The organism is Streptomyces sp. NPDC059695, from assembly GCF_042733785.1.
Taxonomy (GTDB): domain Bacteria; phylum Actinomycetota; class Actinomycetes; order Streptomycetales; family Streptomycetaceae; genus Streptomyces.
The window spans coordinates 1-12,937 of record NZ_JBHWFF010000069.1 but is presented as its reverse complement, the minus strand read 5'-3'; the positions used below and the strand labels follow the sequence as shown (position 1 = coordinate 12,937).

Annotated in this window: 15 protein-coding genes; 8 read left to right on the top strand and 7 right to left on the bottom strand. The window is 73.2% G+C overall.

What is annotated here, in order from left to right; genetic code table 11:
- Window positions 1–207 precede the first annotated feature (207 nt).
- Window positions 208–675: a GNAT family N-acetyltransferase gene (locus ACFV2S_RS37685; protein WP_385570810.1), complete on the bottom strand. Its 468-nt coding sequence runs from the start codon at window positions 673–675 to the stop codon at window positions 208–210.
- Window positions 676–742: 67 nt separating this feature from the next.
- Between ACFV2S_RS37685 and ACFV2S_RS37680 the strand changes: the two genes are divergently transcribed.
- Window positions 743–1,252, top strand: coding sequence for a hypothetical protein (locus ACFV2S_RS37680; RefSeq protein ID WP_385570807.1), 510 nt, complete (start codon window positions 743–745; stop codon window positions 1,250–1,252).
- 110 nt (window positions 1,253–1,362) lie between these two features.
- Here the strand turns inward: ACFV2S_RS37680 and ACFV2S_RS37675 are convergent, their stop codons facing one another.
- Window positions 1,363–2,121, bottom strand: a complete 759-nt coding sequence (locus ACFV2S_RS37675; RefSeq protein WP_383787777.1) for a phosphoglyceromutase — start codon at window positions 2,119–2,121, stop codon at window positions 1,363–1,365.
- A gap of 125 nt (window positions 2,122–2,246) precedes the next feature.
- On the opposite strand from ACFV2S_RS37675, the gene ACFV2S_RS37670 reads away from it, so the two are divergent.
- The gene (locus ACFV2S_RS37670; protein ID WP_385570804.1) at window positions 2,247–3,551 is read left to right on the top strand and encodes an MDR family MFS transporter; all 1,305 of its coding nucleotides are present in this window, start codon (window positions 2,247–2,249) and stop codon (window positions 3,549–3,551) included.
- Between the two features lie 33 nt (window positions 3,552–3,584).
- Here the strand turns inward: ACFV2S_RS37670 and ACFV2S_RS37665 are convergent, their stop codons facing one another.
- Together ACFV2S_RS37665 and mshA are read right to left on the bottom strand one after the other, a co-directional pair.
- Window positions 3,585–4,079: a YbjN domain-containing protein gene (locus tag ACFV2S_RS37665; protein WP_385570801.1), complete on the bottom strand. Its 495-nt coding sequence runs from the start codon at window positions 4,077–4,079 to the stop codon at window positions 3,585–3,587.
- Entirely contained in the window at window positions 4,072–5,439 is a 1,368-nt protein-coding gene (gene mshA, locus ACFV2S_RS37660; protein ID WP_385570798.1) for a D-inositol-3-phosphate glycosyltransferase, read from the bottom strand. The genes ACFV2S_RS37665 and mshA overlap by 8 nt, the downstream gene beginning before the upstream one ends.
- Window positions 5,440–5,707: 268 nt before the next feature.
- Between mshA and ACFV2S_RS37655 the strand changes: the two genes are divergently transcribed.
- From ACFV2S_RS37655 to ACFV2S_RS37645, 3 genes are all read left to right on the top strand, one after another.
- Entirely contained in the window at window positions 5,708–6,502 is a 795-nt protein-coding gene (locus ACFV2S_RS37655; protein WP_385570796.1) for a class I SAM-dependent methyltransferase, read from the top strand.
- 352 nt (window positions 6,503–6,854) lie between these two features.
- Window positions 6,855–7,904 (top strand): NlpC/P60 family protein, encoded by a 1,050-nt coding sequence (locus ACFV2S_RS37650; RefSeq protein WP_385570793.1) that lies wholly within the window; start codon window positions 6,855–6,857, stop codon window positions 7,902–7,904.
- 453 nt (window positions 7,905–8,357) lie between these two features.
- Window positions 8,358–9,578 carry a PP2C family protein-serine/threonine phosphatase gene (locus tag ACFV2S_RS37645; RefSeq protein WP_385570790.1) on the top strand — a complete coding sequence of 407 codons (1,221 nt, stop codon included), beginning with the start codon at window positions 8,358–8,360 and terminating at the stop codon, window positions 9,576–9,578.
- Window positions 9,579–9,617: 39 nt separating this feature from the next.
- Here ACFV2S_RS37645 and ACFV2S_RS37640 read toward each other — a convergent pair whose 3' ends face one another.
- The 3 genes from ACFV2S_RS37640 to ACFV2S_RS37630 all read right to left on the bottom strand — a co-directional run bounded on the left by ACFV2S_RS37640 (window position 9,618) and on the right by ACFV2S_RS37630 (window position 11,011).
- On the bottom strand, window positions 9,618–9,959 hold the full coding sequence (locus ACFV2S_RS37640; RefSeq protein ID WP_385570787.1) for a DUF2516 family protein: 342 nt from the start codon (window positions 9,957–9,959) through the stop codon (window positions 9,618–9,620).
- 90 nt (window positions 9,960–10,049) lie between these two features.
- Entirely contained in the window at window positions 10,050–10,595 is a 546-nt protein-coding gene (locus ACFV2S_RS37635; protein WP_385570784.1) for a hypothetical protein, read from the bottom strand.
- Window positions 10,596–10,618: 23 nt separating this feature from the next.
- On the bottom strand, window positions 10,619–11,011 hold the full coding sequence (locus ACFV2S_RS37630; protein WP_383787749.1) for a helix-turn-helix domain-containing protein: 393 nt from the start codon (window positions 11,009–11,011) through the stop codon (window positions 10,619–10,621).
- A gap of 154 nt (window positions 11,012–11,165) precedes the next feature.
- Here ACFV2S_RS37630 and ACFV2S_RS37625 point away from each other — a divergent pair, with 154 nt between their 5' ends.
- From ACFV2S_RS37625 to ACFV2S_RS37615, 3 genes are all read left to right on the top strand, one after another.
- Entirely contained in the window at window positions 11,166–11,627 is a 462-nt protein-coding gene (locus ACFV2S_RS37625; protein WP_385570780.1) for a helix-turn-helix domain-containing protein, read from the top strand.
- 10 nt (window positions 11,628–11,637) lie between these two features.
- On the top strand, window positions 11,638–12,054 hold the full coding sequence (locus tag ACFV2S_RS37620; protein WP_385570778.1) for a VOC family protein: 417 nt from the start codon (window positions 11,638–11,640) through the stop codon (window positions 12,052–12,054).
- 99 nt (window positions 12,055–12,153) lie between these two features.
- On the top strand, window positions 12,154–12,741 hold the full coding sequence (locus tag ACFV2S_RS37615; RefSeq protein ID WP_385570775.1) for a DinB family protein: 588 nt from the start codon (window positions 12,154–12,156) through the stop codon (window positions 12,739–12,741).
- Window positions 12,742–12,937: the final 196 nt, after the last annotated feature.

The window sequence follows — 12,937 nt, the reverse complement described above, 5'->3', positions numbered from 1 at the left end:
GGTGGTGTGCGGGGGGGGGGGGGGGGGGGGGGGGGGGGGGGGGCGGCGCGGGGGCCCCCGGGGGGGCGGGGGGGGGGCGGCGGGGGCGCGCGGGGGGGGGGGGGGGGGGGGGGCCCCCCCCCCCCCCCCCCCACCGCCTGACGCTCCCTAGCTAGGGGGTGTCTTGTCGATCAGGCCGGGCTCGCGGCGTGATCGACAAGACACCCCCTAGACGTCGAGCACGGCGACGGTCTGGCCGCCGCTGAGCTCGCCGGTCGGGCGGAAGCCGAGCTTGTCGTAGAAGGCACCGGGGCCGTCCTCGCCGGGTTCCCAGGTCACGTGGAAGCGCCGCTCGCCTCGCCGGCGCAGTTCCTCGCGCACGGCCTCCACGGCGAAGCGCCCGTACCCCTTGCCCTGGGCGTCGGCGGAGATGTTGAGGCGCCAGAGGCCGCTGCGGCGGTCGGCGGGGTCCTTCTCCTCGTTCCACGGGATGTCGAGGAAGGCCATGAGGAACCCGACGAGCTCGTCGCCGTCGAAGATCAGCCGCGGCCAGGCGTGGTCCCCGAAGGCGTACGCCTCGGCCAGGGAGCGCACGACGGGGGCGACGTTCTGCTCCTGATGGGGGTGGACGCGCAGCGCGAGTGCGGCGTCGACGTTCGCGGGGGTGATCTTCTCCAGGCGGAGTGACGTGCTCATGGGCAGGACGGTAACGATTCGCCGTGATCGCCGCGCGGGATTATCGGACGGTCCGACGATGAGGCCCATGACGAGCTGGCCGCGCCGCGCACTCCCGACCGCCGTATGTCTCCTCGCCCTCACGGGATGCACCGTCCCGGTCGCGGGCTTCACGGGCGTCACCGTGTCTCCGGAGGGGGAGCCGCTGGGCGTGCTCCTGGTCTGCCACGACCGGATCGACGCGGCGGTGCTCCACCCGGACGTCCCGGCGGGGAAGGACTCGGAGGACGCGAAGGAGCCGGAGTACACGGACGCCTGGACCGCGGAGGAAGTGGTCACCGGCTACACGACCTGGCCCCTGACCGCGCCGGCCGGGGGCGGCGGCCTGACCCCGGACGCACCCCCGCACGCCCTGAAGCCGCGTCAGCTCTACAGGGTGTACGGCACGACCCGGGACAACTCCTGGTCGACGGACTCCCACCCGTTCACCCTCGCGGACCTGAAGAGACTGCGGCCCGACCAGGTCACGTACACGTACGGCGACGAGGTCCGGACGACGACGGTGGCGGACTTCCGCGCGCACGCGTGCGAGGAGTAGACGACCCCTGAGACCGCTCCGTCCCTCACCCGCCCGGCCGACCCGGTGCGCGGAAAGAGCCCCCTCCCGGCGGAGAAACCGCTGGAAGGGGGCTCGTTCGGGGCTGTGGGTTACTTCTTGCCCTGGTTCTTGACCGCCTCGATGGCGGCCGCCGCGGCCTCCGGGTCGAGGTAGGTGCCGCCCGGGTTGAGGGGCTTGAAGTTCTCGTCCAGCTCGTAGGAGAGCGGGATGCCCGTCGGGATGTTCAGGCCCGCGATGTCCGCGTCCGAGATGCCGTCCAGGTGCTTCACCAGCGCGCGGAGGCTGTTGCCGTGGGCGGCGACCAGGACCGTGCGGCCGGCGAGGAGGTCCGGGACGATGTTGTCGTACCAGTACGGGAGCATCCGCTCGACGACGTCCTTGAGGCACTCGGTCTGCGGGCGCAGCTCCGGCGGGATCGTCTGGTAGCGGGCGTCGTGGGCCTGGGAGTACTCGTTGTCGTCCGACAGCGCCGGCGGCGGGGTGTCGTACGAGCGGCGCCACAGCATGAACTGCTCCTCGCCGAACTCGGCGAGCGTCTGGGCCTTGTCCTTGCCCTGGAGGGCGCCGTAGTGGCGCTCGTTGAGGCGCCACGAGCGGTTGACCGGGATCCAGTGGCGGTCCGCGGACTCGAGCGCGAGCTGCGCCGTGCGGATCGCGCGCTTCTGGAGGGAGGTGTGCAGCACGTCGGGCAGCAGGCCGGCGTCCTTGAGCAGCTCTCCGCCGCGCGTCGCCTCCTTCTCGCCCTTGGCGGTGAGGTTCACGTCCACCCATCCGGTGAACAGGTTCTTCTCGTTCCACTCGCTCTCGCCGTGGCGGAGGAGGATCAGCTTGTACGGTGCGTCGGCCATGCGTACGAGCCTAATAGACCGCCGACGATTGACGCGCGTCGTCAATTCACTGGCGTCCGACGTATGAGATGCGTAAGTTACGGGAGCCGGAAGCAGGGCTTACGTACAGCAGGGGGCGGCCTCACATGTCCATCGATTCGCTCAGACGATCGGCTCGCGAGACGGTCTCCGGGCTCCCCCCGGGTTTCTGGTGGCTCTGGTTGTCCACCCTGGTCAACCGGACCGGCGCCTTCGTCCTGACCTTCCTCTCCCTCTACCTGACCGTGGAGCTCGGCCACTCCGCCTGGTTCGCCGGACTCGTCGTCGCCCTCCACGGCCTCGGCGGGGTGGCGGGATCCCCGCTCGGCGGCGCGCTCACCGACCGCTGGGGCCGCCGCCCCACCATGGTGACCATGCACCTCGCGGCCGCCGCCTGCGCCGCCGCCCTCGCCGTCGTCACCAGCGCCTGGGCGATCGCCACCGCCGTCCTCCTCATGGGCGTCGCCATGCAGGCCGTCCGCCCCTCCATCAACGCGACCATCGCCGACATGGTCCCCGCCCACGAGGTGCGCCGGGCGTACGCCCTCAACTACTGGGCCCTCAACCTCGGCTTCGCCATCGCCTCCATCGGCGGCGGCGCCGCGGCCTTCCTCGGCTACCGCACCCTCTTCGTCGTCGACGCCGTCGCGACCACCCTCTGCGCCGTCATCGTCTTCCTCCGGCTCCCCGAGACCCGTCCCGAGGCCGCCCTCGACCAGCAGGGCGCGCCGGTCGTCGAGGAGAAGGTCAGCATGCTCACCGTGCTGCGCGACGCGCCCTTCCGGACGCTCGTCCTCCTCAACCTCCTCGTCTGCCTCGTCTTCACCGCCCCCTGGATCGGCCTGCCGCTCACCATGGCGGACCAGGGCCTCTCCCCCTCCTCGTACGGCGTCGTCATCGCCGTCAACGGCATCGTGATCGTCGGCTTCCAGCTGCTCGTCAACAAGCTGACCGACAAGCGCTCCCCGGTCCTGCTGCTGACCCTCTCCGCGCTCCTCTTCGCCCTCGGCACCGGCGCCACCGCCCTCGCGGGGTCCTCCGTCGCCTTCGCCGCCACCGTGATCGTCTGGACGGTCGGCGAGATGATCCACGTCCCGACGAACGCCGCCGCCACCGCCCGCCTCGCCCCCGAGCACGCCCGGGGCCGCTACCAGGGCGTGATGGGCATGTCCTGGGCCGTCGCCGGTTTCGTCGCCCCGATCGGCGCGGGCGCGATCGTCGGCGGACCCGGACCCGACGTGCTGTGGGCGGCGACGGCCGCGATCGGCGTCGTCGCGGCGGTCGGGTACTTCACGCGGCTGCGGAAGGCCCTCGCGGACGAGCCCGCCGAGACGTCGACGCCCACCGCGACCGCGGTCGCCGCGCCCGTCTCCAGGGCCGAGGACGCCGAGACCGCGCCGGTCAGCGCGTAACGGCTCCGCCCGCCCCCGAGGGGGCGGGCGGTGTCAGTGCGAGGTCTTCCGCGTCAGGTTCTTGAAGGCGTCGAGGTTGCGCGTCGACTCGCCGCGCGAGACGCGCCACTCGTACTCCCGCCGGATCGCCGACGCGAAGCCCAGCTCCAGGAGCGTGTTGAAGTCGCCGTCCGCGGCCTCCAGGACCGAGCCCAGCAGCCGGTCCAGCTCCTCCGGCGTGACGGCTGCCAGCGGCAGCTTGCCCGCGAGGTAGACGTCGCCGAGGCCGTCGACCGCGTAACTCACCCCGTACAGCTTCAGGTTCCGTTCGAGCAGCCAGCGGTGGACGCCCGCCTCGTTCTCGTCGGGGTGGCGGATGACGAAGGCGTTCAGGGAGAGGGAGTGGCGGCCCACCCGCAGCGACAGGGTGGTGAACAGCTTGCGCGTGCCCGGGAGCTTCACGACGTACGAGCCGGGCTCCGGGGACTCCCAGTCCAGCTCGGCGTCGTCGAACGTGCCCTCGATGATCCGCCGAACGTCCTCAGCCATGGTGCGAGCGTACGCGACGGCGGTTCTCCCGCAGCCGGTGGTCGTGCATGGCGGCCGTGTACACGTCCGCCGTGCCCGAGGCCGCCGTGTCCCAGCCGAACGAGCCGGCGTGCAGCGCCGCCGCCTCGCCCATCCGGGCCGACAGCGACGGGTCCGCCACGAACCGGCCGAGCGCGCGGGCGTAGTCCACCGGGTCGTGCCCCTGGACGAGGAGACCCGTCACCTCGTCCCGTACGGCCACGGGCAGACCGCCGACCGCCGCCGCGACGACCGGCGTGCCGGCCGCCTGCGCCTCTATCGCGACCAGACCGAAGGACTCGCTGTACGAGGGCATCACGAGCACGCTGGCCGCGCGGAACCAGTCCGCGAGGCGGTCCTGTCCCACCGGCGGGTGGAAGCGCACGATGTCCGCGATGCCGAGCCGGGCCGCCAGCTTCTGCAGCTGCTCCGGCTTCGCGAGACCGCTGCCGCTCGGCCCGCCGACCACCGGGACCACCATGCGGGTGCGCAGGGAGGGGTCCTGCTCCACGAGCCGGGCGGCGGCGCGGAGCAGGATGTCCGGGGCCTTCAGCGGCTGTATCCGGCCGGCGAACACGGGGATGAAGGCGTCCTGCGGGAGGCCGAGCCGGGCGCGGGCCGCGGCCCTGCCGTCCGCCGGGCGGAAGTGGTCGAGGTTGACGCCCGGGTGCACGACCGCGATCTTGCCGGGGTCCGCCTCGTAGAAGCGGGCGAGCTCGTCGGCCTCCTCGGCCGTGTTGGCGATCAGCCGGTCGGCGGCCGAGACGATCTGGGTCTCGCCGATGACCCGGGCCGCGGGCTCGGGCGTGTCGCCCTCGGCGAGCGCCGCGTTCTTGACCTTCGCCATGGTGTGCATGGCGTGCACGAGCGGGACGCCCCAGCGCTCGGCGGCGAGCCAGCCGACGTGGCCGGAGAGCCAGTAGTGGGAGTGGACCAGGTCGTAGTGGCCGGGGCGGTGGCCCGCCCACGCCTGCATCACGCCGTGCGTGAAGGCGCAGAGCTGCGCCGGCAGCTCCTCCTTGGCGAGACCCTCGTACGGGCCGGCGTCCACGTGCCGGACGAGGACGCCCGGGGTCAGCTCGACGACCGGGGGGAGCCCGCCGGTGGTGGCCCGGGTGAAGATCTCCACCTCGATGTCGATGGCGGCGAGCCGTTTCGCCAGCTCGACGATGTAGACGTTCATGCCGCCCGCGTCACCCGTGCCGGGCTGGTGCAGCGGCGAGGTGTGGACGCTGAGCATGGCCACGCGCCGGGGAGTGCGGTGCCGGCCGGGAAGCCGGAGCCTGGCCGGCGCCGGGTGCCGGTGCCGGGTACCGGTGAACCGGGACACGTACTGGCTCACGTCGGCGGTCCTTCCGCTCGGGGACTGAGCTGGCGGGCATGACAGGTGGAGGGCGCGGAACGTCCTCCAGCCGCGACAACACCGGAACCACCCCTTTCATTTCCGGCGGAGGCGGTGCTTTGCCAATTCGTTGCCGGGCGGGGCGGGGGCGGAGGACCGTCCGCCCCGGACGGGGGCCGCCCGGAGGACCGTCCGCCCTGGCAGGGGGCCGCCCGGAGGGTCCTCCGCCCGGCCACGGGTCGGCTCGCGCACCCCTTACGCTCGTTCCATGGCCCCGCGCACCACCCGCCCCGTCGGCACCCCGACCCGCGGGACCACCAACCCGAACCGGCTGCGCCGCATGGACCGCTGGATCGCCGCCGTCCACGGCCCCGCCCTCCGCCGCTCCCCCGAGCCGCCGCTCGCCGTCGACCTCGGATACGGGGCCGCCCCCTGGACCGCCGTGGAGCTCCTGGCCCGGCTGCGCACCGCCGAGCCGCGCACCCGGCTCTACGGCATCGAGATCGAACCGGCCCGGGTCGAGGCCGCGAAGCCGTACGAGAACGACGGCCTCTCCTTCGTGCACGGTGGCTTCGAGGTGCCGGTCCCGGGCCGCGTCGCCCTGATCCGGGCGGCGAACGTGCTGCGCCAGTACGACGAGGACCAGGTCGCGGCCGTCTGGGCGCGGCTGTGCGGGCGGCTCGCGCCCGGCGGGCTGCTCGTGGAGGGGACCTGCGACGAGATCGGGCGCCGGCACGTGTGGGTGGCGCTCGACGCGGACGGCCCCCGCACGGTGACCTTCGCGACCCGGCTGGGCTCGCTCGACCGGCCCTCGGACCTCGCGGAGCGGCTCCCGAAGGCGCTGATCCACCGGAACGTGCCGGGCGAGCCGGTGCACGCCTTCCTGCGGGACTTCGACCGGGCGTGGGCGGCGGCCGCCCCGTACGCCTCGCTGGGCGCCCGGCAGCGGTGGATCCGCTCCGTGCGCGACCTGGCGGCGGACTGGCCCCTGACGGACGGCCCGCGCCGGTGGCGGCAGGGCGAGGTGACGGTGCGGTGGGAGGCGCTGGCACCCCGGGGGTGACTCCCGGATGACGGGGCGGCGGGAAGTGCGGGCGGCCTGGGGGGACTCCCGGGTGACGGGGCGGTGGGAAGGGCAGGCGGCCCGGGGGACTCCCGGATGACGGGGCGTCGGCCGGTCCGGGCCCCCGCTCTCCCCGGCTTCGCGGGACCTCCCGCTCCGCCGGTTTCCCCAACTCCCGCTGAATTTCCCGTGCGCGGGGAACGCCCCACCCACCTCACTCGTCCCCCGAGGGGGGAGCAGGCCGACAGACCCCGGTTGCCCCTGTCGCTTTGTGGTTTCGCATGGCACTATCGCCAGGTCACCATCAAGTTACTGACGGTAAATCAGATGTGGGTCGCTCAAGGGGGAGCTTGTGAACCGACGCCGCCACGCCACCGCCGCGATCACCCTGATCTGCGCCCTGACCGTGCTGGCCTCCCCCGCCCTGACCCTCCAGGCCTCGGCCGCGCCGCTCCCGCCTCCTCCGCCGAAGAAGAGCCTGGAGGAGGTGCGCCAGGAGATCGACGACCTGTACCGGAAGGCGGCCGTCGCCACCGACGCGTACAACCTCGCGGAGGAGAAGACCAAGGAGCAGTCCGCCGAGATCGTCCGGCTCGCCCGGATGATCGTGGACGGCCGCGAGAAGATCGACGACCTCAAGGCCAGGGCCGGAGCCCAGGCCCGCGCCCAGTACCGCAACGGCGGGCTCCCGGACGGCGCGCAGCTCGTCCTCACGAACGACCCGCAGCTCTTCCTGGACAACGCCGGACGGCTCAAGGCCGGGGCCAAGGCGACCACCGACCTGCTGGGCGAGATGAACCGCTCCCAGGCCGAGTTGGACACCTACGCCAAGGACGCCGGCACCAACTGGACCAAGCTGGAGGCCAACCGCGTCAAGCAGGCCAAGGCGAAGAAGGAGATCAACGCCAGGATCGACGCCGCGAAGAAGCTGGAGTCCGAGCTCGCCGCCGAGGAGCGCGAGCGGCTGCGGCGCCTGGAGGAGCAGGCCCAGCTCCGCGCCCAGACGAACTGGCTCGGCACCGGCGTCCTCGACGGCCTGAAGGAGGGCGCGACGGCGGACGGGAAGAAGGCGGTCGCCTTCGCCACGGCCCAGATCGGCAAGCCGTACGTCTGGGGCGCCGAGGGCCCGGGCTCGTACGACTGCTCCGGGCTGACCCAGAGCGCCTGGGGCGCGGCCGGTCTGGGGATCCCGCGCACCTCGCAGGAGCAGTGGCGGCTCCTCCCGCACGTGGACATCAAGGACATGCGGCCCGGCGACCTGATCGTCTACTTCAAGGACGCGAGCCACATCGGGATGTACGTCGGGAACGGGACGATCGTCCACGCGCCGCGCCCGGGGCGGAACGTGACCCTCGCGGGCGCGGGCTCGATGGAGATCCTCGGGGTCGTCCGCCCGGCGTGACCCGGGCGGCACGGCCCACCGGACCGGTCCGTGGGGCGGGTGCGCGCACGGCCCGCACCCCGTCGGAGCCCGTCCGCGCCCCGTGGGCCCCTCCGCCCCTCCGCCCCTCGTGACACGAGCCACCCTCCGGGTTCCGGTGGGCGTGTCCGGTGCCCTGCCCGCCGCGTGACGTTTCTCATGGGTCGAAGGCCCCCGTACGGAGCAGGCGGAGGCGAGTACCTCCCCATCCGCGGCATATGCCAAGCGCGGCGCACGCGCTCACAGGCTGATCACCATTCCGCTGCGCACCCCCCTACCGCTATGGTCCGGGACGGGCGGGACGCCACCCGGCGCCCTGCGCACCCTCGGGGGGAGGGAAGGAAACCCGGACCGATGCCCGTATCCGTACCGCGTCAGAGAAACGTCTCTGCCGCTGCGGGACCCGGCGACGCCACTCCACTGGACGCCACTCCCATGACAGGCACAGTCACAGGCACCGACCGCACCGATCTCACTCTCCTGGTCGTCGAGGACGACCCGGCGGGTGCCCTCGCCGTACCCGAACTGCTCGACGCGGCCGACGCCGCCGGCACCCGGGTCCGCATCCGTACCGCCCGGAACCTCACCGAGGCCGAGCGGCTCCTCACCGACGACGTCCACTGCGTCCTCGTCGACCTCTCGCTGCCCGGCCCCCGGGCCGCCGCCGGCGACGACCCGCTCGCCCCGCTCCGGCACATCCTGCGCCTCGCCCCGCGCCACGCCGTCCTCGCGCTCGCGGCCTCCGCCGACGCGGAGTTGGCGGCCGAGGCGGTACGCGTCGGGGCCCAGGACCACCTCTTCCGCGAGGAGCTCGACGGACGGCTGCTCAGCCGCGCCATCCGGTACGCCGTCGAGCGCAAGCGGGCCGACGCCGTCCAGGTGAAGCTCGCCGAGTCCCGGATGCGCGCCCAGGAGAACGCCCGGCTGGAACGCGGCCTGCTCCCCACGCCGCTCCTGGAGGGCTCCGACCTGCGGTTCGCCGCCCACTACCGGCCCGGCCGCTCCCGCGCCCTGCTCGGCGGCGACTTCTACGACGTCGTGCGCACCCCCGACGGCACCGTCCACGCCATGATCGGCGACGTCTGCGGGCACGGACCCGACGAGGCCGCGCTCGGCGTCGAGCTGCGGATCGCCTGGCGGGCCCTGACCTTCGCGGGCCTCTGCGGGGACGAGCTGCTCTCCACGATGCAGCAGGTCCTGGAGCACGAGCGGGAGAGCGACGAGATCTTCGCGACCCTGTGCACCGTCGACATCGCGCCCGACGGGCGCCGGGCCGGGCTCTGCCTCGCCGGGCACCCCTCGCCGCTGATCGCCCGGCAGGGGCGGGACGCGCGTCTCCTCCCGTACGAGGACGGCGGCCCGGCCCTCGGACTGCTGCCGCGCGCCCGCTGGCCGCGCCGCCAGGTCGAGCTGGGCGGGTCCTGGAGCCTGCTGATGTACACCGACGGGCTCATCGAGGGCCGCTCGGCGGGCCCCGGCTCGCCGCGGCTCGGGCAGGACGGAATGGTCGGGATGATCAACCGGCAGCTGTCCGCGGGCCTGCGGGGCGAGGAGCTCCTGGAGGCGGCCGTGACGGAGGTCCGGTCCCTGAACGGCGGCGAGCTGACGGACGACGTCGCCGTCCTGGCCCTGGAAAGGGACAGGACCCGGAGGTAGTCCCGGGTCCTGTCGTCGTTCCTCTGATCGGCCGGCCGGCTACCGGCCGCCGTTGTACGGGCCGTACGGTCCGTCGCTGCTGGAGCCGCCGCGGCCGCCCCGGCCGCCGCCGGAGACCTGCGCGAGGGCGGGGCGCACGTCCACCATGAAGACGATGGCCGCGACCAGGCCCGCGATCTGCAGGAAGAGCATCGGCAGCAGCAGGTTCAGGGCGAGGTTGATGCCCAGGACGATCAGCCAGAACTTCTTCGTCTGCTTGTCGGCGGCACGGTAGGCGTCCTCGCGCGCCATGGCGGCGAAGACGAGCGCGGCGACGGCGAAGCCGGTGAAGACCAGGAAGATCACCAGGGAGAGAAGGGAGTCGAATCCCGCGCGCAACATGCTGAGCACCGCCTAGGGGGATGGAGAGAGAGCGCCTCGCGGTCAAGGTACCCGGTACAACGCACCGGGTACCCGGATTGGTGCCCGGCCCTACTCCTTCTCGGCGGCGGCCGCCTTCTTGGCGGGCGCCTTGCGGGCGGTGGTCTTCCGCGTGGTGGCCTTCTCCGCCGGGGCGGCCTCCTCGTCGGCCTTCGCCTCGGGCTCCGGCTCGACGACCACGGCGATCTCGGTGAGCTCCTCGGCGGCCTCGCCGCGCCAGGCGCGGACGGCCTCCTCGCCGTGGGCGGCGACCTCCTCGTACTTCTCGCGGGCCTTCACCGCGTACTCGGCGGCGACGCCGACCCCGCGCAGGGCCAGGTCCTGGGCCTGCTCGCCGAGCTTCTTGAGGTCGGTGTCGAGGCTGCCGACGACCTCGGCGAACTTCGACTGCACGGTGGCCTGGGCCTCCTTGGCCTGCGTGGACACCTTCTCCTGCACGGCCTTCGGGTCGGTCTTCCGCACGGCGTCGATACGGGCGGGTGCCTCGGCGGCGAGCTGCTCGATCAGGCCGGGAACCTTCTTGGCCTGCTGCACGGCGAGGTCGGCGGTGCCGGCGGCGAAGTAGAGAGGGGTACGCAGTTCGTCGATGATGGCCATGCTGGTGTTCCTCCCGGAGGTGACTACTGGCTCGAAGGCGGTGTGGCATCGGACGCGGCTTGCGCCGCCTCGGCGGCGTTCTCCTTGCGGAAGGAGTCGTAGATCTGGAGCAGCACCTGCTTCTGCCGCTCGTTGATCGAGGGATCGGCCAGGATGACGGCGCGCGTCTCCAGCTCGTCCCGCTCCGCCTCGTCGAGGATCCCGGCCCGTACGTAGAGCGTCTCGGCCGAGATCCGCAGCGCCTTGGCGACCTGCTGGAGGACCTCGGCGCTGGGCTTGCGCAGCCCGCGCTCGATCTGGCTGAGGTACGGGTTCGACACCCCGGCGGCGTCGGCGAGCTGCCGCAGGGAGAGCTGCGCGGTCCGCCGCTGCTCGCGGAGGTACTCGCCGAGGTTGCCGACGTTGAGCGATGCCATGCTCCGACGATGCCAGCCCTTGCTAACTATTGCAAGCAGCTGCTTGCAAGTGTCGCCCCCGGCCTCTCGCGCCGTCACCGCGCCCTCCGTCCCGACCTGCACGACCCCGGCCTGAGCCCGCCCGGTCCACGGCCTCACGTGCCATGCTGGCGGCATGGACCTGGAGGACCTGAAACGACTGCGCCGCGCGCGGGACACGATGGACCGCGACTACGCGTCCCCCCTGGACGTCCCGGCCCTCGCGCGGGTCGCCCTGATGTCCACGGGCCACTTCGCCCGCAGCTTCCGCACCGCGTTCGGCGAGACGCCGTACAGCTATCTGATGACCCGCCGCGTCGAGCGCGCCAAGGCGCTGCTCCGCCGGGGCGACCTGAGCGTGACCGAGGTCTGCTTCGAGGTGGGCTGTACGTCGCTCGGCTCCTTCAGCTCGCGCTTCACCGAACTCGTCGGCGAGACGCCGAGCGCCTACCGGGCCCGGGGGCACGGGGACGGCGGCCACGAAGAGGGCGCCGCGATGCCCGCCTGCGTCGCCAAGGTGCTCACCCGGCCGGTGAAGAACGGCACCCCCGCCGAACCGGTCAGGATCGGAGAAGCGGGAACGGGCACCTCGCCGTAGCGTCGAGGACATGGACGACATCAAGCTCTCGCAGTGCTTCATCACCGTCGACGACGCCGACGCGGCGCTCGGTTTCTACCGGGACGCGCTCGGCCTGGAGGTCCGCAACGACGTCGGCTACGAGGGGATGCGCTGGGTGACCCTCGGGTCGCCCGAGCAGCCCGACGTGGCGGTCGTGCTGGAGACCCCGCTCCCCGACCCCAGCGCCTCGGAGGCCGACCGGGAGGCCGTCAAGGACCTGCTCGCCAAGGGCCTGCTGCGCGGCGTGATCTTCGCGACCGCGGACGTCGACGCCACCTTCGAGCGCGTCCGGGCGGCCGGCGGCGACGTGCTCCAGGAGCCGGTCGACCAGCACTACGGCGTCCGCGACTGCGCCTTCCGCGACCCGGCCGGCAACATGATCCGCTTCGCCCAGCCCAAGGCCTGACCCCCTCCCCCTCTCCGGGCCCGCCCCCTCCCCTTCCCGGGGCAGGGGGCGCCGCCGTGTCAGCATGGACGCGACGCAGGACCAACAGGGGAGAAAACCATGACAGTTGACGAGCAGCACGACGGGGCGACGGCCCCCCGGCGGCGCGCGGACGTCCTGGACGAGTCGGCGATCCCGGGACCGGGGCGCTTCACCGGCCCGGCCACCGGGGCCGAACTGCCCATGCTCGCCGGGTTCCTGGCGGACCAGCGGGCGACCCTGGAGCTGAAGTGCGCGGGCCTGGACGAGGAGTTGGCGCTGCGGTCGGCGGAGCCCTCGACGCTGTCCCTGCTCGGGCTCGTCCGCCACCTGGCCGACATGGAACGCCACTGGTTCCGCGAGATCCTCGCCGGCCGGCCGGACGTCCGCCCCCTCTTCTCCTCCCCGGACTCCCCGGACGGGGACTTCGACGAGGCCAAGGCCGGGCCCGAGGCCGTCAAGGAGGCCTGGGAGGCCTGGCGGGAGGCGGTGGCCTTCTCCGACCGCTTCACGGCCGGGGCCCCGGACCTCGACGTCACCGGCGAGGACGCGTGGCGGGGGCGGGTGTCGCTGCGGTGGGTGCTGATCCACATGATCGAGGAGTACGCCCGGCACAACGGCCACGCGGACCTCCTGCGCGAACGCATCGACGGCACGAGGGGCTTGTAGCACCCGTCCGCCCAGCACGAAGCCCGCACCCGCCGCCGTGGCCCGCGCCCCGCCGTTGCGGGCCCGCGCCCCGCCGTTGCGGGCCCGCACCCGCCCCGTTGTGGGCAATCGTTCCGCTGGGGCGGAACGGGTGGGCACAACGGACGGCGCCTCTTGCCGGGCCTAGGCTCCCGCGCCCTGACCCGCACCGACAGGT

What these genes read in the sequence shown, in the direction of transcription:
- ACFV2S_RS37625 (WP_385570780.1), top strand. Translation starts at nt 11,166, where the DNA reads ATGGACCTGGAGGACCTGAAACGACTGCGCCGCGCGCGGGACACGATG.
- ACFV2S_RS37670 (WP_385570804.1), top strand. Translation starts at nt 2,247, where the DNA reads ATGTCCATCGATTCGCTCAGACGATCGGCTCGCGAGACGGTCTCCGGG.
- ACFV2S_RS37615 (WP_385570775.1), top strand. Translation starts at nt 12,154, where the DNA reads ATGACAGTTGACGAGCAGCACGACGGGGCGACGGCCCCCCGGCGGCGC.
- ACFV2S_RS37655 (WP_385570796.1), top strand. Translation starts at nt 5,708, where the DNA reads ATGGCCCCGCGCACCACCCGCCCCGTCGGCACCCCGACCCGCGGGACC.
- ACFV2S_RS37630 (WP_383787749.1), bottom strand. Translation starts at nt 11,011, where the DNA reads ATGGCATCGCTCAACGTCGGCAACCTCGGCGAGTACCTCCGCGAGCAG.
- ACFV2S_RS37640 (WP_385570787.1), bottom strand. Translation starts at nt 9,959, where the DNA reads ATGTTGCGCGCGGGATTCGACTCCCTTCTCTCCCTGGTGATCTTCCTG.
- ACFV2S_RS37665 (WP_385570801.1), bottom strand. Translation starts at nt 4,079, where the DNA reads ATGGCTGAGGACGTTCGGCGGATCATCGAGGGCACGTTCGACGACGCC.
- ACFV2S_RS37620 (WP_385570778.1), top strand. Translation starts at nt 11,638, where the DNA reads ATGGACGACATCAAGCTCTCGCAGTGCTTCATCACCGTCGACGACGCC.
- ACFV2S_RS37685 (WP_385570810.1), bottom strand. Translation starts at nt 675, where the DNA reads ATGAGCACGTCACTCCGCCTGGAGAAGATCACCCCCGCGAACGTCGAC.
- ACFV2S_RS37635 (WP_385570784.1), bottom strand. Translation starts at nt 10,595, where the DNA reads ATGGCCATCATCGACGAACTGCGTACCCCTCTCTACTTCGCCGCCGGC.
- ACFV2S_RS37675 (WP_383787777.1), bottom strand. Translation starts at nt 2,121, where the DNA reads ATGGCCGACGCACCGTACAAGCTGATCCTCCTCCGCCACGGCGAGAGC.
- ACFV2S_RS37645 (WP_385570790.1), top strand. Translation starts at nt 8,358, where the DNA reads ATGACAGGCACAGTCACAGGCACCGACCGCACCGATCTCACTCTCCTG.
- ACFV2S_RS37680 (WP_385570807.1), top strand. Translation starts at nt 743, where the DNA reads ATGACGAGCTGGCCGCGCCGCGCACTCCCGACCGCCGTATGTCTCCTC.